Here is a 24,557-nt window from a genome sequence, read left to right as displayed (position 1 = left end):
GCCCCCACTGCGGCGCCGGACGGCCCGGATGTCCGTCACCTCGCGGGACGCTCACCGGACTCGGGCTGTTCGAGCTGGGAGGCGAGGACCGCGGCCTGGACCCGACGCTGGACGCCCAGCTTGGCCAGCAGCCGGGAGATGTGGTTCTTGACGGTCTTCTCCGAGAGGTAGAGCCTCTTGCCGATCTCGCGGTTGGTGAGTCCGTCGCCGATGAGCGCGAGGATGTCCCGCTCGCGGGGCGACAGGCCGGCCAGTTCGGGGGCCATGGCCGGGGTGTCGGCGGGGTCCGCCCGCAGGGAGCGCATGAGCCGTGCGGTCGTCGCCGGGTCGAGCATGGACTGGCCCGACGCGACGGTGCGTACGGCCGAGATCAGGTCGGAGCCCTTGATCTGTTTGAGTACGTAGCCCGACGCCCCCGCCATGATCGCGTCGAGCAGGGCGTCCTCGTCGTCGAACGAGGTCAGCATGAGAACGGCCAGCTCCGGCATCTGGCTGCGCAGCTCACGGCAGACGGTGATCCCGTCGCCGTCCGGCAGGCGTACGTCGAGGACGGCGACGTCCGGGCGCAGGGCGGGGCCACGGGCGAGCGCGTGCTCGACGTTCTCGGCGTCGCCGACCACCGAGATGTCCGGTTCGGCGTCCAGGAGGTCGGACAGACCGCGTCGTACGACCTCATGGTCGTCCAGCAGGAAGACGCGGATCGGGTCCTGCTCCGTGAAGGTGCGTGGCTCGGTCATGACGACCCCCTGTTTCCCGGTGACTGATGGACTACGGGCTGTCCGTGGGGACGATCATCACTCGCGGGGATCGGATGCACTAGGGCCGACCGGCCCCACTCCTCCCCACAATGCACCCCGACCGGTCCCCCTGCCGCGGACCAGCGGCCCCTCCCGGCGGCGATCACGTGGTGACACCGTCCTTGCATCACTCGTGCTTGTTGTGCCCATGAGGGGGTGTGACCGATGCGGAAGGTCAAGCGCACGAAGGTCCGGGGGTGGCGGTGGCGGAACAATCCCCTGCGGCGCCACAGCGATGCCGTGGAGGCATGGATCGTGCTGGCCACCTGGGCGACCGCGCTGGCCGGCGGTGCTGCGGCCGGCGTCGTCGGCGCGCAGGCCATGGAGAGCGCGGTCGAGCGGCAACGCGCGGGCCGGCAACCGGTCGCCGCCGTACTGCTGGAGACCGCGCCGACCGGGGTGCGTGATGTGGCCACCGGAATCAGGTACGACCACGTGAAGGCGAAGGTGCGCTGGACCGACGGCAACGGGGTCACCCACACGGCCAAGGCAGGCGTGAAGCCGGGCGCCAAGGCGGACACCGAGGTGACGGTGTGGACCGACGGACAGGGACGTGTGGTGTCCGAACCCGTCAGTCCTGCGGAGGCGACGGCACGCGTGGCGCTGGCCGGCACGGGGGTCGCCATGGCCGGATGCCTCGTGATCCTCGTGGGCGGGCTCACGGTGCGCCTGCGCGTCGAGCGTCGGGCCACCGAGCGGTGGGGCGAGGAATGGGATCTGGTGGGGCCGCAGTGGCGGCGCAAGGCCGGCTGAGTAGCCGATGCGGTCAGGAGGTTTCGCTTCGTCCTACTCGGCAGGCTGTAGAAACGCGCCCGCACTGTCACCTGGAGCGCCTGGTGCAGAGGAAGTCCCAGCCGCGGTGCAGAGGCGCTACGCCGGACAGGCTGCCAAGGTCCAGGTCCACCTTGGTGTCCTTCAGCCCTCGGTAGCTGCGGCCTGGAAGTGGCTTCCACCGCGCCAGTTCCCGGCTCGACGCCATCCGGCAGAGGCAACGCGTGAGCGCTACACCGCGCGACGGGCACCAGCGGTGTGTCGACGACCCATGTCAACGGACGCCCGTGCCTGGTAAGACCGTCATTCCCCGACCTGCTACCAAAAGGCTTCCCCCGTGTCCCTGTCCCTACGTGGCAGGCGTCGCCTCTGAGGAACGGTCATGCCTCGTGAGGTCGAACTCCACGTCCACGACACCCTCGACAGCCCGGACCAAGCGCGCGGCCACTGGAACCAAGGACGTGTCCCGGACGTGCCCGGCGAGCTTCACGACCCCGTCCCGGACCTCGACCCGGACAGTGGATGCCGGCGTGGGGAAGAGGTACGACACGACCTCCCTGCGGACCTCCTCCGAGATCTCCTCGTCGTCCCGCAGGAACACCTTCAGCAGGTCGGCGCGGCTGACAATGCCCTCCAGCATGCCCAGGTCGTCGACGACGGGGAGCCGTTTGACCTTGGCGCGGGCCATGGTGCGTGCGGCCTGGGCGAGCGTCGCGTTCGGATGTGTGGTGAGGGCGGGAGAGGTCATCAGCTCGCCGGCGGTCACCGCGCCGGCCTTGGCGAGGTCGGAGAGTCGCCGCAGTTGCGTGATGGGGGTGCCCCCGGTCGAGCGAAGCCGAGACTGGGGGAGGTCGGGATCGCTGTCGCGGAACTCCTCCTTGGGCAGAAGGTCGGCCTCGGAGACGACGCCGACGACGCGGCCCTCGCCCTCCAGGACGGGCAGGGCGCTGACCTTCTACTCCTGCATCATCCGCACGATCTCCTTGAAGCGCGCCCCGCGGCCGATGGCGGCCACCGTGGGTGTCATGACATCGCTCACGATGTGCGGCGTGCCGTGCATGGTGACTCCTTTGTCGGGTCGGATGCCAGGTGCGGTCACAGGGTGCTGCCGCTGCCGTACGGGGCGTACAGGTCCAGCAGCCGGGTGCGGGCCGAGTGCAGCCGGTGGGCGAGGATGTCGCCCACCCACTGGGTGACCGCGTGGCCCAGGGCGTGGTCGTCCTGGCACATCGCCCGGACGGCCACGGCGTCGAACTCGTAGGCGCGGACCGGGCTCGTCGCCTCGGCGCCCAGATGCCACGCGTGTGGCGCGAACAGCCAGGACCAGCCGACCAGTTCGTCGTGCCCGAGGGTTTCGATGACGGCCGCACGGCGTCCCGGCACATGCATGTCGAGAGCCACCGTGCCAGTGCGGACGATCCAGAACCGGTCCGCTCGTGCGCCCTCTTCGAAAAGGCGGGTCCCCTGTGGGAAGGACACATCCCGGGCGATGCGCATCAGCCGTTGCCGGTGCTCGGCGGGCAGCGCGCGCAGCATGCTGAATGTGGAAGTGTTCATGATCCTGCTTCTTCCTGGAGAACCTGGACCGCTTCGAGCGATCGACGGACACGACGATGCTGGGCTGGGGCCGCAGCCGTGGTGAAGGCCGCCAGGACCAGCTGTGCACAGCGCGGCGTGGTGTGTGTCATTCCTCCCTCGGACGGGAGTGCGGACCTGCCGACTCCAGCGTCTTTCGGTGGGCCGGCCTTCACCAGGGGCCACCCGGCCCAGAGACCAGGCCGTACAGCACCGGACCGGTAGGGAGCAGGTGCCCAGAGCCGCGCGACATCGCCAGGACCGCTCCGCGTTGGGCCGAAGGGCTCTCGGAAGGGCCCGGGCGGCCCCTGCTCACCGTGTCCTTTCCGCACGAGGCTCCACACCAGGACAGGCACGTACACACCCAGGAGGTGCGGATCATGCTTCGACACGTCGCCGCGGGGATCGACGGCTCGCCCGAGAGCCTCGCCGCCGCGCACTGGGCGGCCCGGGACGCGCTTCGGCGCGGCGTCGCGTTGCGTCTGGTGCATGCCTGGGAATGGCGTCCGCGCCCCGCCCCGTCGGTACCGATGGGCGTGTCCCAGCGAGAGTGGGCCGAACAGACCCTGACGCAGGCCTCGAACAGCGTCCGCGCCGCTCACCCCGGGCTGGGCATCATCGAAGACCCGGTGTCGCAGTCACCGGTCGCCGCATTGCTCGCGGCTGCCGAGCAGGCCGAGCTGTTGGTCCTCGGCTCCCGTGGACTCAGCGGTGTCGCGGGATTCCTGGTCGGTTCCGTGTCCCAGAGGGTCGTCGCCAGGTCGACGTGTCCCGTGGTGCTCGTACGAGTGGGTGAGAGCTCCGCGGACGAGCACTTCTCGGCCCCCGGCGGAGTCTCGCCGGACGAGATCTCCGAGACCCCGTACCGCGACATCGTCCTCGGGCTCGACACCGGCCGGCCCTGTGACGAGCTGATCGAGTTCGCCTTCGAGACGGCCCGGCGTTGCCATGCGGCCCTCCGGGTCGTCCACGTCTTCAGCGCCCCGTCGGCCCACGCGGCCGCCGACCGACTCGTTCCGCAGTCCGGACCCGAACTGCTGGCCGAGCACGAACACGCCGTGGTGGCGACACTGCGTCCGTGGTGCGAGAAGTTCCCCGAGGTCGCCGTCACCGAGACGGTTGTCGAGGGGCGTGCGGCCAACGAGTTGGTGAGGGCCACTTCCGGAGCGGCACTCGCCGTCGTGGGACGGCGAGTGCGAGAAGCGCGGCTCGGTACGCACATCGGTTCCGTCGCGCACGCGGTACTGCACCACGCAGGGTGCCCCGTCGCTGTGATCCCGCATGCCTGAAACAGCGTCGCGCCGACCTCGCGAACCGGGCAGGACGCCATATCCGTGCCTGCCCGGCCCATCGATCCACAGGAAGGAACGGACATGACCACCCGCCATGTGACCGTCGGCGTGGACGGCTCACTCATCGCCGTACGGGCGCTGGACCGGGCCGCCGACGAGGCGGTACTACGAGGCACCGCTCTGGAGATCGTGTACGCCGTGCACGACATCGACGAGGCCGGACCCATCCTGGCGTCCTCGGCGTTACGCGCCCGCGACCGCCACCCCGGCCTGCCGGTCACGACCTCAGCGGTCCAGGGCAGCCCGGTACAGGCCCTGTTGCGTCACAGCCGGGACGCGGCGCTCACCGTGGTCGGCACCCGCGGCCTCGGAGGCATCACCGGCCGGCTGTTCGGTTCGGTGAGCCTGCGTCTGGCCGCCCACTCGCACACCCCGCTGCTCGTCGTACGAGGCGATCACGCACCGGCACGCCGTGGCGGGGTGCTGCTGCTCGGCCTGGAGAGCGAAGCCGACACGGACGCGGCCGCGTACGCCTTCGAAGAGGCCGAGCGCCGAGGAGCCGGGCTGCGCATCCTGCGTGCGTGGACCTATCGGCACCTCACACCCGAGCGACCGGACCCGCTGCCCACACACCAATTGCGGGACGACCTCGTCCGGCAGGCACGGACCGAACAGGCGGTGCCCCGCTTCGCGGTGGCCGGCCTTCGGGAGCGGCACCCCGGGGTCGGGGTGGAGACCCGCGCGGTCCGTTCGGGTCCTGCGCCTGCGCTGCTGGAGGCCACCCGCGAGGCCGACGTCGTGGTCATCGGTGCCCACCGCCGCCCGAACCGGCTCGGCCCGCAGCTGGGCCCCGTCACCCACACCCTGCTGCACCGTTCCCACTGCCCGGTGCTGGTCGTCCCCACGGGGCAGGCCGCCGCGATCACCCGCTGAACAGCAGGTGCACGGCGGAAGTCCGCGACGGCGTTGAGAGAGCTTGCCGTCGGGGCTGCTGGATGCCGTCAAGACCCCACGCGCCGTGGATTCGAACCCCGGCCCGCCACCGCCGCTCGGACCGGCCGAAAGGGCCTGATCGAGCGTCGGTATGGGCCGACCGGCCCTGTCGACGGTCCACCGGGTGGGCCGAGGGTGGAAGGCAGTACGCACCGGCACGTGACTTCGACCGGAAGGGAATCCACCATGCGCGACGTCCCACAGCAGGCGCCCGCTCAGATCACGGACGACGAACTGCGGGCTCTGGACGCCCACTGGCGTGCCGCGAACTACCTGGCCGTCGGTCAGATCTACCTCATGTCCAACCCACTGCTCACCGAACCCCTGCGTCCCGAGCACGTCAAGCCCCGGCTGCTCGGCCACTGGGGAACCTCCCCGGGCCTGAACCTGGTGCACACCCACCTCAACCGTGTCATCAAGGCCCGCGGCCAGGACGCGCTGTGCATCTGGGGCCCCGGACACGGCGGACCCGCGGTGCTGGCCAACTCCTGGCTGGAGGGCACCTATTCGGAGACCTACCCGGATGTGAGCCGGGACGCCGCGGGCATGGCCAGGCTCTTCAGGCAGTTCTCCTTCCCCGGCGGAGTGCCCAGCCACGTCGCGCCCGAGACGCCCGGCTCCATCCACGAGGGAGGCGAACTCGGCTACTCGCTCTCGCACGCCTACGGTGCCGCCCTGGACAACCCGGACCTGCTGGTCGCCTGCGTGATCGGCGACGGCGAGGCCGAGACCGGGCCGCTGGCGGCCTCCTGGCACTCGAACAAGTTCCTCGACCCCGTTCACGACGGGGCGGTGCTGCCGATCCTGCACCTGAACGGCTACAAGATCGCCAATCCGTCGGTGCTGGCCCGGCTGCCCGAGTCCGAACTCGACGCACTGCTCCGGGGATACGGCCACGTCCCGATCCACGTCACCGGTGACGACCCGATGACGGTCCACCGTGCCATGGCCGCCGCCATGGACCACGCCCTTGAGCGGATCGAGCTCCTGCAGCGCACCGCGCGCGAGGAGGGCGTCACCCAGCGGCCTCACTGGCCGGTGATCGTGCTGCGCACCCCGAAGGGCTGGACCGGACCGGCCGAGGTCGACGGCCTTCCCGTCGAGGGCACTTGGCGCGCCCACCAGGTCCCGCTGTCGGCCGTCCGCGACAACCCGGAGCACCTGCGACAGCTGGAGGCCTGGCTGCGCTCGTACAAGCCCGAAGAACTCTTCGACGAGCACGGCCGCCCCCGCGAGCAGGTGCTGGCCTGTGTCCCCGAGGGCACCCGGCGCCTGGGTGCCACCCCGCACGCCAACGGCGGTCTGCTGTTGCGCGAGCTGCCGCTGCCGGAGCTGGACCGGTACGCCGTCCAGGTCGACAAGCCGGGCGGCACGCTGCACGAACCCACCAGGGTCCTCGGCGACCTGCTGGAAAACGTCATGCACCACACCGGCGACCGCCGCGACTTCCGCATCGTCGGCCCCGACGAGACAGCCTCCAACCGGCTCCAGGCCGTCTTCGACGCGAGCGGCAAGGCCTGGCAGGCCGAGACCCTGCCCGTCGACGAACACCTGGACCGGCACGGCCGGGTCATGGAGATCCTCTCCGAACACACCTGCCAGGGCTGGCTGGAGGGCTATCTGCTGACCGGTCGGCACGGTCTGTTCTCCTGCTACGAGGCGTTCGTGCACATCGTCGACTCCATGGTCAACCAGCACATCAAGTGGCTGCGCGTCACCCGCCGACTGCCCTGGCGCGCCCCCATCGCCTCCCTCAACTACCTGCTCACCTCACACGTCTGGCGCCAGGACCACAACGGCTTCTCGCACCAGGACCCCGGCTTCGTCGACCACGTACTCAACAAGAGCCCCGAGGTCGTACGGGTCTATCTGCCGCCGGACACCAACACCCTGCTGTCGGTCGCCGACCACGTGCTGCGCAGCCGCGACTACGTCAACGTCGTGGTGGCAGGCAAGCAGCCCAGCTTCGACTGGCTCACCATGGACCAGGCGCGGGCCCACTGTGCCCGTGGCGCCGGGATCTGGGAGTGGGCCGGTACCGAGGACGGCATCCGCGAACCCGACGTGGTGCTCGCCGCCGCCGGCGACGTCCCCACCCTGGAGGTGCTGGCCGCCGCGCAGTTGCTCCGACAGCACCTGCCGGATCTGGCCGTCCGCGTGGTCAACGTCGTCGACCTGGCCCGGCTGCTGCCGCAGGAGGAACACCCGCACGGCATGCCGGGATCGGAGTACGACGCGCTGTTCACCCGCGACCGGCCGGTGATCTTCGCCTACCACGGCTACCCCTGGCTGATCCACAGGCTCGCCTACCGGCGCACCGGCCACGCCAACCTCCACGTCCGCGGCTACAAGGAGATCGGCACCACCACCACGCCCTTCGACATGGTGGTCCGCAACGACCTCGACCGCTACCGCCTGGTGATGGACGTCATCGACCGGGTCCCCGGACTGGCCGTACGTGCCGCCCCCGTCCGGCAGTTGATGGAGGACATCCGGCTGCGCCACCACGACTGGATCCGCGAGCACGGCACCGATCTGCCCGAGGTCGCCGACTGGACCTGGAGCGGCTGACCGGCCCTTCGGCGAGGGACCTTCGGCCCGTCGTCAGGGGCCCTGCAGCCCCTCCGAACTCCCTTGCCGGAGCGGGACATTGAAGGCGCAACGAGAGCCACCAAGGCCTCGTCCACCGGCCCTTGGAAGGGATGAGCATCATGGCAGTCCACGAGCACCCCCACCGGCACACGGGGTTCCGTCTCCCGTCGGTGCGCAGGACCAGGACCGCGTCCGGCGACGCCGAGACCGCGACGGTCACGGCGACCCGCTCGTACGTCTTCGCCGGGCTGCGCCTGCTGACCGGGTTCGTCTTCCTGTGGGCCTTCCTCGACAAGACCTTCGGCTTCGGCTATGCGACCGGCTCCGGCAAGGCCTGGATCGACGGCGGCTCGCCGACCAAGGGTTTCCTCGGCGGCGTCGCCGTGGGACCGATGGAGTCCACGTTCCACGACTGGGCCGGGGCAGGCTGGGCCGACTGGCTGTTCATGCTCGGCCTGCTCGGCATCGGTCTCGCCCTGGTCTCCGGCGTCGCGCTGCGGCTCGCCGCGGTCGCGGGCACCGCCATGATGGCGCTGATGTGGATCGCGGAGTGGCCCCCGGCCAAGCACCTGTCCGACGGCTCGCTGAGCATGTCCACCAACCCCTTCGCCGACTACCACCTGATCTACGCCGTCGTCCTGATCGCCCTCGCGGCCGTCGGCGCCGGCGCCACGTGGGGCCTGGGCAGGGCGTGGGCACGCCTGCCGTTCGTCAGCCGCAACCGCTGGCTGCTCTGACCACTCGGCCGGGCTCGGACCGGGGCGCCACCGCGACGAGGCGGTGGCGCCCCGCGTCCGTGATGCCACCCGGGACCAACGGGCCCCACCAGGGACCAGCGGCCCCTCCTGGCGCAACCGCCCGGCCCGGAAACTGAATCCGCATCCCCACTCAAGGAGGTTCTGACATGCCCCGCAATGTCATCGTCGGACTGGACGGCTCGCCCGAGAGCCTTGCCGCCGCCGACTGGGCCGCCCGCGAAGCCCTGCTCCGCGACACGCCCCTGCGGCTCGTGCACGCCTGGGAACGGGAGCCGTACGTGTACACACCGCTGGCCGGAGTCAGCGTGCCGCGGGTTGTGAGCGACGCGCACCGCGACTGGGTCGAGCGCATGCCGCGTGAGGCCGAGAGCCGGCTTGCCCGTCGGCACCCCGGCCTGCGGGTCGGCCTCGACAGGATCGCGGAACAACCCGTACCCGCGCTGCTCGCCGCCGCCGAGGACGCCGAGGTGCTGGTGCTCGGATCCCGGGGCCTGAACGGAGTCACCGGCTTTCTGCTCGGTTCCGTCGCACTCGCCGTCGTGGCCAGGACGGCCCGGCCCGTCGTCCTCGTACGGGCCGGTGAGCGCGCCGAGGACGAGCATCTGCCGGACGGCGCCGGAGCCGCGTCCACGGTCACTCCGTACCGTGACGTCGTGCTCGGGCTGGACCTGCGCAACCCCGACGACACGGTGATCGAGTTCGCGTTCGACGCCGCCTCCCGCCGCGCCACGAACCTGCGCGTTCTCCACGGCTGGAGCCTGCCGGTCTCCTCCCACGGCTACGGAGGAATCGTCGACCCCGAGTTCGACGCCGAACTGGCCGCCCGGGTACGGCACGAGCTGAGCGACGTACTGCGGCCGTGGCGGAAGAAGTTCCCCGGTGTCGAGGTGAACGAGCAGGCTGTGATCGGCGGAGCGGGCTCGCACCTGGTGGATGCCTCACGGGACGCGGCACTGGTGGTCGTCGGCCGCCGTACCCGGCACGCGCAGATCGGCGCTCACATCGGTCCGGTGGCCCACGCGGTCCTGCATCACGCCACCGTGCCGGTAGCGGTGGTCCCGCACGACTGACCACGAGGACCGCACCGCTCACAACAGGGGCGGAGGAGGCGGCAGATGGGCACCGCGTGCTCTCACAGGGAACAGGTTCGGCCGTTGTACGGACAGTAAGGAACATGCCGGAGTCGCTGTGACCGAAACGCGCTGGGATGGCCCGACTGATTTCGAGGTGCGGGTCGTTGGGGGCGGACATGCGTGACACGGTCGGACCAGCGTCAACTCCGGAAGCCTCAGAGGCATGCTGCGGAGCGTGCGAATGTTGCGTGGGAGCGCTCAAGGGCGGTTCGGAAGGCGCCGAGGAGCGGTTTCGGGGTTTGCTGGAGGCGGCGCCGGACGCGATGGTCATCGTCGACGACATGGGAACCATCAGACTCGTCAACGCCCAGACCGAGGCGCTCTTCGGCTACCGACGCGAAGAACTCCTCGGCCAACCCGTCGAGTTGCTCATCCCCGGCCGCTTCCGTGCCCACCACATCCAGCACCGCGACGGCTATGCCGCCAACCGTCAGGTGCGCCCGATGGGAGCGGGGCTGGAGTTGCACGGGCTGCGCAGGGACGGCACCGAGTTCCCGGTCGAGATCAGCCTCAGCCCGCTGGAGACCGCCGACGGCCTGCTCGTCTCCGCCGCCGTCCGTGACGTCAGCGACCGCAGGCGGGCCGAGGAACGTATCAACGAGCTGGCCGCGCTCGTCGAGTCCTCCCAGGACGCGATCCTCGCCAAGACCCTCGACGGCCACATCACCTACTGGAACGCAGCCGCCCAACGGCTGTACGGGTACACCCGGAACGAGGTCATGGGCCGCCACGTGTCCCTGCTCGCCCCGTCCGAACGCCGCCACGAGATCGACGCGCTCATGGACCAACTGCGCGACGGCGAGAGGATAGAGCACTTCGAGACCCTGCGGCTGACCCGTTCCCGTGACCTGCTGGACGTCGACATCACTCTGTGGCCCACCCGCTCCCCGGACGGAACGGTCATCGGGGCCTGCGCGATCGTCCGCGACATCAGCGACCGCAAGCGGGCCGAAGCGGAACTGACCGAGCTGTACGAACAGCAACGGCACATCGCCCTCACCCTGCAGCGCAGCCTGATGGGCACACCGCCCGCCATCCCGGGCCTGGCCACCGCCAGCCGCTACCGGCCCGCCACTCAGGGGGCCGGGGTGGGCGGCGACTGGTTCGATCTCGTCCCGCTGGGAGCCGGCCGGGTCGGTGTCCTGATCGGTGATGTGATGGGCCGCGGCCTGGAAGCCGCCGCCGTCATGGGCCAGTTGCGCTCCGCCGCGCATGCCCTGGCCAAGACCGGCATGCAGCCCCGACAGCTCATGCAGGCCCTGGAGACGGTCGTCGCCGATCTGGACGTGCCCGACCAGCTGGTCACCTGCTGCTATCTGGTGATCGCAGCCGACGCGGGTGAGGTGACCATCTGCTCGGCCGGACACCTGCCCACCCTCGTCGCCGCACCCGGTGAAGGCGCCCGGGCGCTGTCGGCACCCGTGAACGCACCCCTCGGTGTCGGCGGAGTTCTCTACGAGCAGTCCAGCGCGGTGATCCCGGCCGGTGCCACACTCGTGCTCTACACGGACGGCCTGATCGAAACTCCGGGCAGTGACATCGAGGACCAACTCGCGCAGCTCACCGACGTACTGAGCGACCTCTTCACCACCGCCCCCGACCTGGAGGTCGCCGCCGATCGCGTCCTGGCCGCCCTGCTGCCCGACGCGGAGGGCCACAACGACGACGTCACCCTGCTGCTGACCCAGCTCCCGGACGCGCCCTTGGCCGCGGTCACCACCGACCTGCCCGCCGTCCCCGACTCCGTACCCGAGGGCCGCGCCTTCCTCACCAAGGCCCTCACCTCCTGGGACTGCACCACAATCGCGGACGACGCACGACTCCTGCTCTCCGAGATCCTGACCAACGCCGTTCAGCACGCCCAAGGCCCCCTCGGTCTGCACCTGTGCCGCACCGCCACCGAACTCACCGTCGAGGTCAGTGATCACAGCCCGCATCTGCCCCAGCCGCGGCTCGCAGCCGAGGACGAGGAATCCGGACGAGGACTGATCCTCGTCCGGGCCCTTGCCGACACCTGGGGCGTCCGTCCCACCGACGAGGGCAAAACCACGTGGTTCACCCTCGCGCTGTAGTGCCTGCCGCCGACGAGCCCGGGCCGCCGGGTGGCGTGGTCGGTTCAGTAGAGGGACGCGGGCCAGGTGCCGGCCACGGCGACGATGACACTCACGTCGAGCAGTACTCCGACACTGAGCCAGGGATCGAACCAGATCGCCTTGAGGGCCAGCCCGGTCGAGGCCGCCACGATCGCCGCGGTGGGCCACCAGCCGCTCCCCGCGGCCACTCCGGCCCCGGCGACGACGTAGACCAGGGCCACGTACCAGGCGAGCGCCAGCGACGCGGCCCTGGCCGGGGCGGCGGAGACGTGCGCCGCTTCGAGAACCCACGAGTGCCCGGGGTCGAAGGCGAGCTGTTTGCCGGGCTGCGCCGGCGCCGTCCAGACACCCGGGTGCAGCAGCCCGTGCGCGATCAGGAACACGGTCACCAGCATGGTGGTCACGACAGTTCCTCCGCCTCGGTCGGTTCGGTGCCGCCCATGTCCAGCCGGAACGGCGGATACGAGTCGGTCATCAGGGCGACGTACGCGGCGACGCGCAGCACCCAGCGGTTGAGACCGAGGATCAGGTCGAACAGGTCCTTCGGGTACTTCTCGGTGAAGGCCATGATCACGGCGGCGATGACGGTCAGTACGGCGACGAGTCCGCCCGACCACCACCCGAGGTGGTAGCCGCCGAGGAAGAAGCCGACGACGATGAGGTGCGGGATGGCCAGCAGCCACCACTTCACCAGCACCAGGCCCCGGGAGAGCCGTTCCGGGTAGGCGATGTCCAGTCGCGCCGGGTAGTCGGGTTCCGCACGCAGGCTGAAGGGCGGGTACCGGTCGGTGGCCAGGGCGCCGTACGAGTAGTAGGCGACTCGCCAACTCCAGCGCAGCACACCCAGGTTGAAGTCGAAGAGTGCGCGCGGATAGCGCTCGGTGAACAGGATGGCGAAGAACGCGATCACGCTCACCACGGCGAAGGCGATCCAGAGGAAGAACAGCACCACGTAGTGCGGAATGACCAGGATCCACTTCACCAGCCACAGCCACCGGGACAGCGGCGCGTCGAGCTCCGCGTTCACCCGGACCGGGCGGTCCGGAAATCCCACGAGGGTCGTCATGGCGATCAGCTCCTTCGTCCGCGCCGGCCGAAGTACACCACCGGCACATGACCAGCGTCCGCCGCGCACGATCGCGGCCGCGAGGGCTGTGTGGGGTTGTCCCGTTGGGCCTGTCGGCCCTTCGTGGGCTCAGCTCGCTTCGTGCCCGCCGTCCGGCCCGGGCGCGGACGTGAGACGGATTCCGGTGACCAGATCGGGACGGATGCGGACGGCGTAGTCCATGGCCCGGTTCATCCAGGGGCGGAGCATCGCCCGATAGCGGGCCACCTCCGCGGCGTCGGTGACCAGGTGGGCGTATCCGGTCACCACGACGCTCCAGCCGAGGTGCGTGTCCGGGTCGATGGTGTCGGCTTCGTAGGCGACGACGACGCCCTCACCCCCGGCGTGCCGCGTGTGCGCGGTCACGGCCGCGCCCTCGTGGGTGCGGATGATGATGTCGCCGTCCACCAGGACGTGGTTGACCGGACGGATGGTCGGCAGCGCGTGCTGAGTGAAGACGACCCTGCCCAGCGACACACTGCCCAGCAGTTTCAGGGCTTCGGCGCTGTCGAGCTCGACACTCTGCCGCGGTCCTGCGGCGGGCGGCTGGGCGTTCTCGGTTGCCATGGTGAACTTCCGTACGGATTCGTCGCTCGCTACGTGTCGCGGCGGGTTGAGGAACTGCTGCCACAGCCACAGCGCGATTCCGGGTGCGGGCGGTGGATCTACATCGAACGGCGGTTGATCGCGCCGTACAAGGGCCGTTCGGCCCATGTCGCCGACCGGTCGACCCTATTCGCCAGGAGCGCCCGTCTCGCCGTAGTAGGCCGTGCGCATGAGCCGTTGCATGTCGTCGAGCATGGGCATGCGCGGGTTTGCGGGCGCGCACTGGTCCTCGTAGGCGTTGAGAGCCTGCTGGGGCAGGGCGTCGAAGAAGGTCTGCTCGTCGATGCCGAGAGCGTGGAACGACGGTTCGATGCGCACGCCGTCGCGCAGCCGTTCCACGGCGGCGGCCAGCGACTCGACGCCCTCGGCCGGGGTGGCCGCGGGCAGGCCGAGGGCGCGGGCGATGTCCTGGAACCGCTCGGGGGCGTGGTAGTGCTCGTACTTCGGCCAGCCGGTGAGCTTCGTCGGGACGGTGCCGTTGTAGCGGATGACGTGCGGCAGCAGGACGGCGTTGGTGCGGCCGTGGGCGATGTGGAAGGTCGCGCCGAGCGTGTGGGACATGGCGTGGACGATGCCGAGGAAGGCGTTGCCGAAGGCCATGCCGGCGATCGTGCCCGCGTTGTGCATCTTCTCCCGCGCGTCGGGCCGGGCGTCGCGGTCGTTCACGGCCGGTTCGAGGTTGTCGAAGACGAGCCTGATGGCGTGCAGGGCAGGGCCGTCGGTGAAGTCGTTCGCGTACACGGACACGTACGCCTCGATGGCGTGAGTGAGGGCGTCGAAGCCGCTGTCCGCCGCGAGGGCCGGGGGCAGGTCGGCGGTGAGCAGCGGGTCGACGATGGCCACACTGGGAGTGAGCGCGTAGTCGGCAAGGGGGTACTTCTTGCCGGTCGCGGGGTCGGAGATCACGGCGAACGGGGTGACTTCGGCGCCGGTGCCGGAAGTGGTGGGAACGCACACCAGGCGGGCACGCTTGCCCAGGACCGGGAAGCGGAAGGCTCGTTTGCGGATGTCGGAGAACTTCTGCCGCATGTCGGCGAAGTCCATTTCCCTGCCGACGGCCTGCTGCTCGTACAGCAGCCACATCACCTTGGCGGCGTCCATGGGTGAGCCGCCGCCCAGCGCGATGATGGTGTCCGGGCGGAAGTCGTGCATGAGACGGGCGCCGCGCCGCACGGAGTCGATGCTCGGTTCGGGCTCGACGTTGTCGATGATCTGCACCGTCACGGGCTGGGGACGGCGCTGCAGGACGCGGCCGACACGGTCCACGAAGCCGAGACGGGTCATGGTCGCGTCGGTGACGATCGTGACGCGGTGGACCTCCGGCATGGCGGAGAGGTAGCTGATGGATCCCGGCTCGAAGTAGATCTTCGGCGGCACCTTGAACCACTGGAGGTTGTTGTGGCGACCGGTGACCCGCTTGATGTTCAGCAGGTTCGCGGCGGACACGTTGTTGGACACCGAGGTACTGCCCCAGGAGCCGCAGCCCAGGGTCAGCGAAGGGAGCAGGCTGTTGTAGATGCCGCCTATCGCGCCCTGCGAGGACGGAGCGTTGACGATGACCCGTACCGTCTTCATGCGTGTGCCGTACGCCTCGGCCAGCGCCGGGTCCTCGGTGTGGATGACGGCGCTGTGGCCCTGGCCGTGGAAGGCGACCATGTCGGCGGCCAGATCGAAGCCGTGGCGCTGTGAGCCGGCGCGCAGCACGGTCAGAACCGGGCACAGCTTCTCGCGGGTCAGCGGTTCGTCCGGGCCGACATGGTCGGCCTCGACGAGGATGAGCGAGGTGTCTGCGGGCACGGTGAAGCCGGCCTGTCCGGCGATCCATGCCGGGCTCCGGCCGACGGCCGAGGAGTTGACCTTGGGCTCACAGCCTCCTCCGACCTCCGGCCGGGGGTGCCCCCGGTTCGAGGAGTCGGTGGGGAAGAGATACACCTCCAGCTTCCGCTTCTCCTCGGCGGTGGCCAGGTGGGCGTGCAGGGTGCGGAACTCGGCCAGGGCCGCGTCGTAGATCTCGGTGTCCAGGATGACGGCCTGCTCGGAGGCGCAGATCATGCCGTTGTCGAACGCCTTGGACAGGACGAGGTCGTTGACCGCGCGGCGCAGGCGGGCGCTCTTGTGGACGTAGGCGGGGACGTTGCCGGCGCCCACCCCGAGCGCGGGCTTTCCGGCGGAGTAGGCGGCCTTGACCATGGCGTTGCCGCCGGTCGCGAGGATCAACGAGATACCGGGGTGGTGCATCAGCGCGCCGGTCGCGTCGATGGAGGGGGACTCGATCCACTGCACGCAATGCTCCGGCGCTCCCGCGGCGACGGCCGCGTCCCGGACGATGCGGGCTGCCTCAGCGCTGCAGCGCTGGGCGGAGGGGTGGAAGGCGAAGACGATCGGATTGCGGGTCTTCAGTGCCATGAGGGCTTTGAAGAGCGTGGTGGAGGTCGGGTTGGTGACCGGTGTGATCGCGCACAGCACGCCGACCGGTTCGGCGATCTCGACCATGTCGTCGATGTCGTCGCGGGCGATGATCCCGACGGTCTTCATCCGCCCCATGCTGTGGGTGACGTGCTCGCACGCGAACATGTTCTTGGCGGCCTTGTCCTCGAAGACTCCGCGGCCGGTCTCCTGCACGGCGAGGCGGGCCAGCTCGGTGTGCTGGTCCAGGGCGGCGACCGAGGCCTTCTTGACGATGTGGTCGATCTGCTCCTGATCCATGGACTCGTAGTCGGCGAGCGCCTTGAGCCCGTCGGCGACCAACCGGTCGACGGCGATGGCGATGTCCGACGGCGCACCGTCGCCTGAAGCGGTCCGGGGCCGGTTGTCGTCATGCCGGGTCATGGGGATCTGCCTCCGTCGTTGAAATTCTGTGGCGCAAGGTCAGCGGGTTCGAGCGAGGCCGGTGCGTGCGCGGCCGGTGCGTGCGCGGCGCGTGGGGAGCGAGGGTGGGAGCGGCACCGCGGGGGATCGGTACCGCTCCCACCACTACGGTCTCCCGGGCCCTGTGCGGTCCCCCAGATGCCGATGGTCCCCGGTGGGGGCCGAGCGGCCCTGGTCCGTGGGCGCCGGTTGTCACCGCTCCGGAAGCCAGTGGTGGTCGATCCTGTGCGAGGGGTGCTTCTCGGGAGGGCGGGTGTCGTCGATGCGGAAGGTCAGGCTGTTCATCACGCCGACGACTCCGTCCACCCGCCAGGTCAGCCGGATGGTGAGCGGAATGTCGCTGCGGCGCTCCAGCCGGCCTTCCAGCGTGACCATCCCGTCGCTGACCGAGACGAACACGCTCTGGGGCGGCAGGAGCATGGCGTGGGTCAGGACTTCGCCGATCACCTCCTGCCGGATCTCGTCGTCCGTTCGGAGGAACACGCGCAGGAGGTCGCGGCGGGTGGCGATGCCGATCAGGCGGTCCTCCTCGTCCACCACCGGGAGCCGCTCGATGTGGTGGCGCTCCATCACACGTGCGGCGTCCGCGACGCGTTGTTCCGGGTGCACGGTGATCGCCGGTGTGGACATCAGCTCCTCCGCGGTCATGGCGGTCGCCTTGGTGGCCGCCGCGCGGGCCGCACGCCGCAGCGCGGGCATCCGGAAGCGGCGCTCCCGGCCGTGGTCGGAGCGGAAGGCCTGCCGGTGTATCAGGTCGGTCTCGGAGATCACTCCCAGGACCTTGTCGTCGCGATCCACGACGGGCAGCCCACTGATGCGATGCCCGTCCAGCAGCCGTGCCACGTCCTTGAACGACGTCTCCGGGCTGGCTTCGACGACCTCGCTGGTCATCACTTCGCCAACGGTGCGGGTCTTCACGGCGCTTCCTCCTCTACAGGTACAGCAGAGCGGCTGATTCTGAGTCGCGCACCTGTGGGTGGCGCAGGGTTCCGCCGGGGGCTGTCGCCCGCGGTGGCTGTCCGGCGGCCGGAAGCGCGGGCCCAAGCGGTGGGACCGACCGGGGTCGTCCCCCCGGACGGCCCCGGCAGCCCGGCTTCCGGTGCTTCTTCAGCCTCTCGCCCGGCCGACTGCCGGGGCAGGGGCCGACAGTCCCGTGTATCGGGTCGAACCGCCCTGCCGGACCGGAGTCCGGCTCTTCGTCACTTGCTGTCGTCGTTGTCCGCGGGCCCGTGGAGCGCGGCCCGTCCGGCCTCCAGGCGGGCGACCGGGACGCGGAACGGGGAGCAGGAGACGTAGTCGAGCCCCACTGTGTGGAAGAAGTGGACCGACTCGGGGTCGCCTCCATGTTCGCCGCAGACGCCGATCTTCAGCCCGGGGTGCGCGGCGCGGCCCTCCGCGATCGCGATCTCGACCAGGCGGCCGACACCTTCCCGGTCGATCGTCTCGAACGGGGACACCTTGAAGATGCCCTTGTCGAGGTAGGCGGAGAAGAACGCCGCCTCCACGTCGTCGCGGGAGAAGCCCCAGGTGGTCTGCGTCAGATCGTTGGTGCCGAAGGAGAAGAACTCCGCCTCCCGCGCGATCGGGCCCGCTGTGAGGGCGGCCCTCGGCAGCTCGATCATCGTGCCCACGGGGCACTCGACGGGGACGCCCGAGGCGTTGGAGACCTCGGCGAGGACCTGCTCCACTTCCTCGCGTACGAGCCGCAGTTCCTGGACGGTGTCGATCAGCGGCACCATGACCTCCGCCCGGGGATCTCCGCCCGCGCGCTTGCGTTCCACGACCGCCTCGGCGATGGCCCGTACCTGCATGGCGACCAGGCCCGGCGCCACCAGACCCAGGCGTACACCGCGCAGGCCGAGCATCGGGTTCTCCTCGTGCATGCGGTTCACGGCGTCCAGCAACTCGGAGTCGTGTGCGCTCGGCGGGTTGCCGTGGGCCTCGGCGGCGGCGAGCCGTACGGCGAGTTCCGTGCGGTCGGGCAGGAACTCGTGCAGAGGCGGGTCGAGGAGGCGGATGGTGACCGGCAGGCCGTCCATCGCCTCCAGGATGCCGACGAAGTCCTCTCGCTGCAGGGGCAGCAGCCCGGCGAGGGCCCGTTCGCGTTCGGCGTCCGTGCGGGCGAGGATCATCGCCTCGACCAGCTGCCGGCGCTCGCCGAGGAACATGTGCTCGGTGCGGCACAGACCGATGCCCTCGGCGCCGAACCGGCGGGCGCGGGCCGCGTCTTCGGGGGTGTCGGCGTTCGCCCGTACGCCCAGCCGTCGTGCTCCGTCGGCCCGGTTCATCGCGCGGGCCACGGCCTCGACCAGTCCCGCCGAGGGTTCGCCGGTCTCGAAGTAGCGCATCACGGAGGAGTCGACGAGCGGGGCGGCGCCCAGGTACACGGCGCCTGCGGAGCCGTCCACCGAGATGACCGTGCCTTCCTCGACCGTGGTGCCGTCGGCGGTGAAGCGCCGCGCGCCGGTGTCCACGCCGAGTTCCTCGGCGCCGCAGACGCAGACCTTGCCCATGCCGCGGGCGACCACGGCGGCATGGCTGGTCTTGCCGCCGCGGCTGGTCAGCACGGCCTGGGCGGCGATCATGCCCGGCAGGTCGTCGGGGGTGGTCTCCTGGCGTACGAGGACCACCTTCTCCCCGGCCGCGGCGCGGCGGACGGCCTCGGCGGAGTCGAAGACCGCGGCGCCCACGGCGGCGCCCGGTGAGGCAGGGATACCGTGCGCGAGTGCCTGCCCGACCTTCGAGGTGTCGAAGCGGGGGAACATCAACCGGGACAGTCCGTCTCCGCCGACCCGTGCCAGGCCCTCGTCCGCGGTGATCAGTTCCTCGTCGACCAGTGCGGAGGCGATGGCGAACGCGGCCTCCGCGGTGCGCTTTCCGACCCGCGTCTGCAGCATCCACAGCTTGCCGCGCTCGATGGTGAACTCGATGTCGCACAGGTCGCGGTAGTGGGTCTCCAGCGTTCGCAGGTGGTCGCGCAGTTGCGCGTACGAGGTCGGGTCCAGGTCCTTCAGTCCGTCCAGCGGGATGGTGTTACGGATGCCCGCGACGACGTCCTCGCCCTGGGCGTTGGGCAGGTAGTCGCCGTACACGCCCGGGGCGCCGGTGGCCGGGTCCCGGGTGAAGGCGACGCCGCTGCCGGAGTCGGGGCCGAGGTTGCCGAAGACCATGGTCTGGACGTTGACCGCGGTGCCGAGGTCGTCCGGGATGTGCTCGCGGCGGCGGTAGAGCCGGGCGCGTTCGCCGTTCCAGGACTCGAAGACGGCGAGGATCGCACGCCGCAGCTGCTCGGCGGGGAGCTGCGGGAAGTCCTCGCCGGTCTCCTGGTGGATCAGGTCCTTGTAGGCCTCGACGAGTCCGGCGAGGTCGGTGGCGTCCAGGTGGAGGTCGTCGGCCGCGCCGCGGATGTCCTTGAGGCGGGTCATGGTGTCCTCGAACAGCGTGCTGTCGACGCCCATGACGGTACTGCCGAACATCTGCACGAGGCGGCGGTAGGAGTCCCAGGCGAAGCGCTCATTGCCGGAGGACTTCGCGAGGCCCAGCACGGAGTCGTCGTTGAGGCCGATGTCGAGGATCGTCTCCATCATGCCGGGCATGGAGAAGCGGCCCCCGGAGCGGACGGACAGCAGCAACGGGTCGTCCGGCTGCCCCAGCCGGCGCCCGGCGGCCTGTTCCAGGGTGGTGAGGTGGTGGGAGACATCGCGGGACAGCCCGTCCGGCTCGCTGCCGGTGGCGAGAAAAGCACGGCAGGCCTCGGTGCTGACGGTGAACCCGGGCGGCACGGGCAGGCCCATGCGGGTCATCTCGGCCAGGTTGGCGCCCTTGCCGCCGAGCAGGTCGGCCATGTCACGGCCGCCCTCGGTGAATTCGTACACGTAGTGGGCCATGGCGGTGTCGTCTTCCTTCGGATTCGGGGGAGTCGCCGGACGTGGTTCGGCTCTCCGTGAGGGACGTGAGGTGCCGGGATCTTCTGCTCGGTACCGTCCGTACGGGCTCTTGCGGGGCGGCCGTGCCCCGGACGTTCCCGAGGCCGGTGGACCGGCCGGTGGACAGGCCGGTGGACCTGTCGGCCGTCAGTCGTGCGGGACGATGACGACGGGGGCGGCCACGTGGTGGAGCACGGCGTGCGCGACCGGACCGATGCGCATGCCGAGCGCGGGCCTGTGCACGCGGCGGCCGACGACCACGAGCCCGGCATGCGCAGCGGCCTGCAGCACGACTCCGGAGGCGAAGGCAAGGTCGACTGTCTCAACCACTGTGACCTGCGGGAACCTTTCCCGCCACGGCTGCAGGGTGGCGGACAGTGCCTTCTCCTGCTGTTCCGCCAGGCCACCCGGCTCGACCGCCGCCTGCCCGGCCTCGGGGCCGCGTCCGTACAGCGGAGGCAGATCCCAGGCGTGTACGGCACGCAGCGTCGCTCCGCGGGCGGCCGCCGCCCGGAACGCGAACTCCAGAAGCGGGCCGGCCGGTGAGCCCAGGTCCTGGAGCCCGACCACCACTTCCCCGGTGTCCTTCTCGGCCGCGGACCGCGTGTTCGCCCGTACCATCACCACCGGGCGCTTTGCCCTGGCGAGCACGTGCTGGCCGACGGAGCCGAGGAGGAATCCGGCGACGGCGCCGTGCCCGCTGGATCCCAGCACCAGCATCTCGGCCTTCTCCGCCCGGCCCAGCAGAACCTCGGTGGCCGGCTCGGAGACCTGCTCGGTGTCGATCGTCAGCTGCGGATACCGGGCACGCAGATCCTGCTCGGACTCGCGCAGCACGCTCAGGGCCCAGCGCTTCTGGGCCTCCAGGTCCTCGGCGACGGGCACGTCGTGCGGCTGCCAGATCCAGGCGTTGACCAAGTGCAGCGGCAGGCCGCGGCGCTGCGCCTCACGGGCGGCCCAGTCGGCTGCGGCCAGGCTCTCGGGAGAGCCGTCCAGGCCGACGGTGATGGGGCGAAGCATGGGAGATACCTCCGGGTCCGGTACGACGGGTGGCGGCAGCGGCCGCCGGTACTCGTTCCGAGCCTCGCCCCGACGCGGTCACGTCCTCCATGGGCCGGTGGTCCCGAACTGCGGCCACCTGGTCCCGCTCTCGCGACGGTCGGTACGCATGGTGGCTGTGGGCCGGTTCCTGCTCGGTCCCCGTGCCACCGCCCGGCCGGTGAGCCGGCCGCGACCCGGCCCCGTGCACGGGGCCGAACGTCCCCCGCCTCGTCCCCGTACGGCCCATGCCCCTTTCGACGCGGGCCCCACAGGCTGGCAGCGCACACCAGACACCGACCGGGGAGGACGACGGACATGACCGTGCGCATAGGAATCAACGGCTTCGGCCGCATCGGGCGCAACTACCTGCGCTGCGTACTGGAGCGCGCGGAGGCGGGGACCGGTACCGCCGTCGAGGTGGTGGCGGTCAACGACCTCACCTCGCCGGCGGCGCTGGCGCATCTGCTGGAGTACGACTCGACCTTCGGGCGGCTGCGCCGCAGCGTCGAGCACGACGACACGTCGCTGACGGTGGACGGCCACCGCATCGCGGTGACGGCCAAGAGCGACCCCGCGGCCCTGGCGTGGGGGGAGCTGGGAGTGGACGTGGTCATCGAGTCCACCGGGCGCTTCCGCAGTCGTGAGGATGCCGGACTGCACCTGAAGGCCGGCGCGCGCAAGGTACTGCTGTCGGTACCGGGCAAGGGGGTCGACGCCACCCTCGTCATGGGGGTCAACGAGGGCGTCTACGACACCGAGCGGGACCACGTGGTCTCCAACGCCTCGTGCACGACCAACTGCGTGGCGCCCATGGTGAAGGTGCTGGATGAGCATTTCGGGCTCGTCAAGGGCCTGATGACCACCATCCACGGCTACACCAACGACCAGGTCGTCCTGGACGGCCCGCACAAGGACCCGCGCCGCGGTCGCACCGCCGCCGTGAACATCATCCCGACCAGCACCGGAGCCGCCCGCGCGGTGGGCCTCGTCCTGCCGGAGCTGGCAGGCACTCTGGACGGCATCGCCGTACGGGTGCCGGTCGAGGACGGCTCGCTGACGGACCTGAGCGTGGTGCTTGAGCGTCCCGTGACCGCGGACGAGGTCAACGCCGCGTTCCGGGAGGCCGCCGACGGCCCGCTGAAGGGAATCCTGCGCGTCTCGGACGCCCCGATCGTCTCCCGGGACATCGTCGGCGACCCCGCCTCGTGTGTGCTCGACGCTCCGCTGACGCAGGCGCACGGCGACCTGGTGAAGGTCTTCGGGTGGTACGACAACGAGTGGGGCTACACCAACCGCCTGCTCGACCTCACCGAGTACGTCGCCGCCCGACTCCCGCAGAGGTGAGGAGCGGCCGCGACCGCACCGGTGTGAGGAGTGGCCGGACGACCGGCCGACAGGGCCGACCGGGTCCCCTGAGGGCCGGTCGGCCCACACACGTCCCGGCCCGGGCGCGCGATCCTGGAAGCAGTGAACGAGAGAGGGAGGGAGACATGAGCGGCATGATCGAGCGGCTGCCGGGCTGGCCGCCGCTGCCCGACCTGTTCGGCTGGGCCGAGGCCGGGTTCCCCGGTATGCGCACCGCCCCAGGGCTGCACGGCATCCGTGTGGAGGAAGACCTGGCGGACGGGACGTACGTGCTGCGGGCCGAGCTTCCGGGCATCGACCCGTCCAAGGATGTCGAGATCACTGTTACGGAAGGCGTTCTGACGCTTCGCGCCGAGCGCGCTGAGGAGGCAACGCAGAAGCACCACACGGAGTTCCGCTACGGCACCTTCGCCCGCGCCGTCCGGCTGCCGGCCGGGGCCAAGGGCGACGAGGCGACCGCCGACTACAAGGATGGTGTTCTGACCATCACGGTTCCGGTGCCGGAGACGAAGACGGGTACCCGGACCATCCCGGTGCGGCACGCCTGAGCGCGCGCTCGCGCCAAGCCGCATCAAGTGTGCGCGGCCGGTACGTTCTTCCGGCCGCGCATCTTTTTTCGCCCGACCGCCATTGTCTCGGCGTTCGGCACGGTCACTGGGGGGCCGGGTCATGCGTCACCTTCGCCGTCTGCTGCTCGACCTGCGCGACGCTGCCGTCGCGGTGGGCTTCGCCGAGCGAGGCACGCGTGCCCGGGACAGTACGAGGCGACTGGGAGCAGGGCAGGGCGGCGCTGCTCGCCGGTCCGGGCGGCCGGGTGAGTGTGACCGCGGCTCGTCAGGGCGACAGCTGGTCACGTCGCGAGGAGCCGATGCCCGATGCCGGGCCGTCCGTGTCGTCGACCCGGTGATCCAGGTGTTCCGAGACCTCGACCACGCCGTCGACACTGCGGCACAGCCGCACGACCACGGGAATGGTGCTCCTGCGCTCGACGGTTCCGCGCAGGGTGACCCGGCCGTCCACCACGTGAACGGTCACCGCTGTGGGCGGGACACCCAGCGTGTGCACCAGGACGTCCCCGGTGATCTCCTCGCGGATGGCGCTGTCCCCGCGCAGGAAGACCCGCAGCAGGTCGGCGCGGCTGATCACGCCGATCAGCCTGCCGCTCCCGTCCGCCACCGGCAGTCGCTTGACCCGGTTCCGCTCCATCGCCCGGGCGGCCTCGACCGCCGTCCATTCCGGGCGGGCGGTGACGGCGGGGCTGGTCATGAGCCCACCGGCCGTGGTCGCCTCGGCCTTGGCCCGTGCGGCGGTCCGCGGGGCGAGTCCGGGCACTGCCGCCGCATCGAGCCGGCCTGCCTCCTTGCGCAGCAGGTCCGCTTCGGACACCACTCCGACGGGGCGGTCGTTGTCGTCCACGACCGGAACGGCCGTGATGTCGTGCTCGGCGAGCAGTTTGGCGATCTCCGTGAAGGCCGTGTCCTGTCGCACGCTCACAACCTCTGTTGTCATCAGTTCGCTGACGATGCGGTGCCGCATGGCTCCCGCCTCCTTCGGCTTGGTTCTCAGTGCTTCCCCTGTCCACTGTCCGGTATCCGGGCACGTCTCCGCAGGGGCTGGTGGGCCCCGCCTGCTGCCGAACGGT

At 70.5% G+C, this 24,557-nt stretch carries 19 protein-coding genes and 1 pseudogene; 9 read left to right on the top strand and 11 right to left on the bottom strand.

Going from position 1 to position 24,557, the window contains the following annotated elements; all coding sequences use genetic code 11:
• Positions 1 to 35: 35 nt before the first annotated feature.
• A complete protein-coding gene (locus OHA11_RS05425; protein ID WP_266492517.1) occupies positions 36 to 737 on the bottom strand; it encodes a response regulator transcription factor in 702 nt (233 codons plus the stop codon).
• 225 nt (positions 738 to 962) lie between these two features.
• Between OHA11_RS05425 and OHA11_RS05420 the strand changes: the two genes are divergently transcribed.
• Positions 963 to 1,550 (top strand): hypothetical protein, encoded by a 588-nt coding sequence (locus OHA11_RS05420; RefSeq protein ID WP_266492516.1) that lies wholly within the window; start codon positions 963 to 965, stop codon positions 1,548 to 1,550.
• Positions 1,551 to 1,917: 367 nt separating this feature from the next.
• Here the strand turns inward: OHA11_RS05420 and OHA11_RS05415 are convergent.
• Positions 1,918 to 2,628, bottom strand: a pseudogene (locus tag OHA11_RS05415) (CBS domain-containing protein).
• A gap of 35 nt (positions 2,629 to 2,663) precedes the next feature.
• On the bottom strand, positions 2,664 to 3,128 hold the full coding sequence (locus OHA11_RS05410) for a Crp/Fnr family transcriptional regulator (RefSeq protein ID WP_266506969.1): 465 nt from the start codon (positions 3,126 to 3,128) through the stop codon (positions 2,664 to 2,666).
• Between the two features lie 395 nt (positions 3,129 to 3,523).
• On the opposite strand from OHA11_RS05410, the gene OHA11_RS05405 reads away from it, so the two are divergent.
• From OHA11_RS05405 to OHA11_RS05380, 6 genes are all read left to right on the top strand, one after another.
• Positions 3,524 to 4,432, top strand: a complete 909-nt coding sequence (locus OHA11_RS05405; RefSeq protein ID WP_266492514.1) for a universal stress protein — start codon at positions 3,524 to 3,526, stop codon at positions 4,430 to 4,432.
• Between the two features lie 84 nt (positions 4,433 to 4,516).
• Complete coding sequence (locus tag OHA11_RS05400) at positions 4,517 to 5,368, top strand: universal stress protein (protein WP_266492512.1); 852 nt, start codon at positions 4,517 to 4,519, stop codon at positions 5,366 to 5,368.
• Between the two features lie 246 nt (positions 5,369 to 5,614).
• A complete protein-coding gene (locus OHA11_RS05395; protein ID WP_266492511.1) occupies positions 5,615 to 7,999 on the top strand; it encodes a phosphoketolase in 2,385 nt (794 codons plus the stop codon).
• Between the two features lie 140 nt (positions 8,000 to 8,139).
• Positions 8,140 to 8,757 carry a hypothetical protein gene (locus tag OHA11_RS05390; RefSeq protein WP_266492510.1) on the top strand — a complete coding sequence of 206 codons (618 nt, stop codon included), beginning with the start codon at positions 8,140 to 8,142 and terminating at the stop codon, positions 8,755 to 8,757.
• A gap of 167 nt (positions 8,758 to 8,924) precedes the next feature.
• The gene (locus OHA11_RS05385; protein ID WP_266492507.1) at positions 8,925 to 9,848 is read left to right on the top strand and encodes a universal stress protein; all 924 of its coding nucleotides are present in this window, start codon (positions 8,925 to 8,927) and stop codon (positions 9,846 to 9,848) included.
• Between the two features lie 251 nt (positions 9,849 to 10,099).
• Positions 10,100 to 11,983, top strand: a complete 1,884-nt coding sequence (locus OHA11_RS05380) for a PAS domain S-box protein (RefSeq protein WP_266492505.1) — start codon at positions 10,100 to 10,102, stop codon at positions 11,981 to 11,983.
• A gap of 44 nt (positions 11,984 to 12,027) precedes the next feature.
• Here OHA11_RS05380 and OHA11_RS05375 read toward each other — a convergent pair whose 3' ends face one another.
• The 7 genes from OHA11_RS05375 to OHA11_RS05345 all read right to left on the bottom strand — a co-directional run bounded on the left by OHA11_RS05375 (position 12,028) and on the right by OHA11_RS05345 (position 21,529).
• Positions 12,028 to 12,408: a hypothetical protein gene (locus OHA11_RS05375; protein WP_266492503.1), complete on the bottom strand. Its 381-nt coding sequence runs from the start codon at positions 12,406 to 12,408 to the stop codon at positions 12,028 to 12,030.
• Positions 12,405 to 13,070: a DUF4389 domain-containing protein gene (locus OHA11_RS05370; RefSeq protein WP_266492502.1), complete on the bottom strand. Its 666-nt coding sequence runs from the start codon at positions 13,068 to 13,070 to the stop codon at positions 12,405 to 12,407. The genes OHA11_RS05375 and OHA11_RS05370 overlap by 4 nt, the downstream gene beginning before the upstream one ends.
• 129 nt (positions 13,071 to 13,199) lie before the next feature.
• A complete protein-coding gene (locus OHA11_RS05365) occupies positions 13,200 to 13,676 on the bottom strand; it encodes a pyridoxamine 5'-phosphate oxidase family protein (protein WP_266492501.1) in 477 nt (158 codons plus the stop codon).
• Between the two features lie 165 nt (positions 13,677 to 13,841).
• On the bottom strand, positions 13,842 to 16,544 hold the full coding sequence (gene adhE / locus OHA11_RS05360) for a bifunctional acetaldehyde-CoA/alcohol dehydrogenase (RefSeq protein WP_266492498.1): 2,703 nt from the start codon (positions 16,542 to 16,544) through the stop codon (positions 13,842 to 13,844).
• Between the two features lie 231 nt (positions 16,545 to 16,775).
• Complete coding sequence (locus OHA11_RS05355) at positions 16,776 to 17,501, bottom strand: CBS domain-containing protein (protein WP_266492497.1); 726 nt, start codon at positions 17,499 to 17,501, stop codon at positions 16,776 to 16,778.
• A 281-nt stretch (positions 17,502 to 17,782) separates the two neighbouring features.
• Entirely contained in the window at positions 17,783 to 20,470 is a 2,688-nt protein-coding gene (ppdK, locus tag OHA11_RS05350) for a pyruvate, phosphate dikinase (protein ID WP_266492490.1), read from the bottom strand.
• A gap of 186 nt (positions 20,471 to 20,656) precedes the next feature.
• On the bottom strand, positions 20,657 to 21,529 hold the full coding sequence (locus OHA11_RS05345; protein ID WP_266492487.1) for a universal stress protein: 873 nt from the start codon (positions 21,527 to 21,529) through the stop codon (positions 20,657 to 20,659).
• A 336-nt stretch (positions 21,530 to 21,865) separates the two neighbouring features.
• On the opposite strand from OHA11_RS05345, the gene gap reads away from it, so the two are divergent.
• Both gap and OHA11_RS05335 read left to right on the top strand, forming a co-directional pair.
• A complete protein-coding gene (gap, locus tag OHA11_RS05340) occupies positions 21,866 to 22,894 on the top strand; it encodes a type I glyceraldehyde-3-phosphate dehydrogenase (protein ID WP_266492481.1) in 1,029 nt (342 codons plus the stop codon).
• Positions 22,895 to 23,040: 146 nt separating this feature from the next.
• Entirely contained in the window at positions 23,041 to 23,463 is a 423-nt protein-coding gene (locus OHA11_RS05335; protein ID WP_266492479.1) for an Hsp20/alpha crystallin family protein, read from the top strand.
• A gap of 286 nt (positions 23,464 to 23,749) precedes the next feature.
• Here OHA11_RS05335 and OHA11_RS05330 read toward each other — a convergent pair whose 3' ends face one another.
• Positions 23,750 to 24,451 (bottom strand): CBS domain-containing protein, encoded by a 702-nt coding sequence (locus OHA11_RS05330; protein ID WP_266492477.1) that lies wholly within the window; start codon positions 24,449 to 24,451, stop codon positions 23,750 to 23,752.
• Positions 24,452 to 24,557: the final 106 nt, after the last annotated feature.

This window comes from Streptomyces sp. NBC_00878 (genome assembly GCF_026341515.1).
Lineage (GTDB): Bacteria > Actinomycetota > Actinomycetes > Streptomycetales > Streptomycetaceae > Streptomyces.
Note: the sequence above shows the minus strand (reverse complement) of the source record. Positions and strands in the feature narration are given on the sequence as shown.

What these genes read in the sequence shown, in the direction of transcription:
- OHA11_RS05425 (WP_266492517.1), bottom strand. Translation starts at nt 737, where the DNA reads ATGACCGAGCCACGCACCTTCACGGAGCAGGACCCGATCCGCGTCTTC.
- OHA11_RS05420 (WP_266492516.1), top strand. Translation starts at nt 963, where the DNA reads ATGCGGAAGGTCAAGCGCACGAAGGTCCGGGGGTGGCGGTGGCGGAAC.
- OHA11_RS05405 (WP_266492514.1), top strand. Translation starts at nt 3,524, where the DNA reads ATGCTTCGACACGTCGCCGCGGGGATCGACGGCTCGCCCGAGAGCCTC.
- OHA11_RS05400 (WP_266492512.1), top strand. Translation starts at nt 4,517, where the DNA reads ATGACCACCCGCCATGTGACCGTCGGCGTGGACGGCTCACTCATCGCC.
- OHA11_RS05395 (WP_266492511.1), top strand. Translation starts at nt 5,615, where the DNA reads ATGCGCGACGTCCCACAGCAGGCGCCCGCTCAGATCACGGACGACGAA.
- OHA11_RS05390 (WP_266492510.1), top strand. Translation starts at nt 8,140, where the DNA reads ATGGCAGTCCACGAGCACCCCCACCGGCACACGGGGTTCCGTCTCCCG.
- OHA11_RS05385 (WP_266492507.1), top strand. Translation starts at nt 8,925, where the DNA reads ATGCCCCGCAATGTCATCGTCGGACTGGACGGCTCGCCCGAGAGCCTT.
- OHA11_RS05370 (WP_266492502.1), bottom strand. Translation starts at nt 13,070, where the DNA reads ATGACGACCCTCGTGGGATTTCCGGACCGCCCGGTCCGGGTGAACGCG.
- OHA11_RS05365 (WP_266492501.1), bottom strand. Translation starts at nt 13,676, where the DNA reads ATGGCAACCGAGAACGCCCAGCCGCCCGCCGCAGGACCGCGGCAGAGT.
- adhE (WP_266492498.1), bottom strand. Translation starts at nt 16,544, where the DNA reads ATGACCCGGCATGACGACAACCGGCCCCGGACCGCTTCAGGCGACGGT.
- ppdK (WP_266492490.1), bottom strand. Translation starts at nt 20,470, where the DNA reads ATGGCCCACTACGTGTACGAATTCACCGAGGGCGGCCGTGACATGGCC.
- OHA11_RS05345 (WP_266492487.1), bottom strand. Translation starts at nt 21,529, where the DNA reads ATGCTTCGCCCCATCACCGTCGGCCTGGACGGCTCTCCCGAGAGCCTG.
- gap (WP_266492481.1), top strand. Translation starts at nt 21,866, where the DNA reads ATGACCGTGCGCATAGGAATCAACGGCTTCGGCCGCATCGGGCGCAAC.
- OHA11_RS05335 (WP_266492479.1), top strand. Translation starts at nt 23,041, where the DNA reads ATGAGCGGCATGATCGAGCGGCTGCCGGGCTGGCCGCCGCTGCCCGAC.
- OHA11_RS05330 (WP_266492477.1), bottom strand. Translation starts at nt 24,451, where the DNA reads ATGCGGCACCGCATCGTCAGCGAACTGATGACAACAGAGGTTGTGAGC.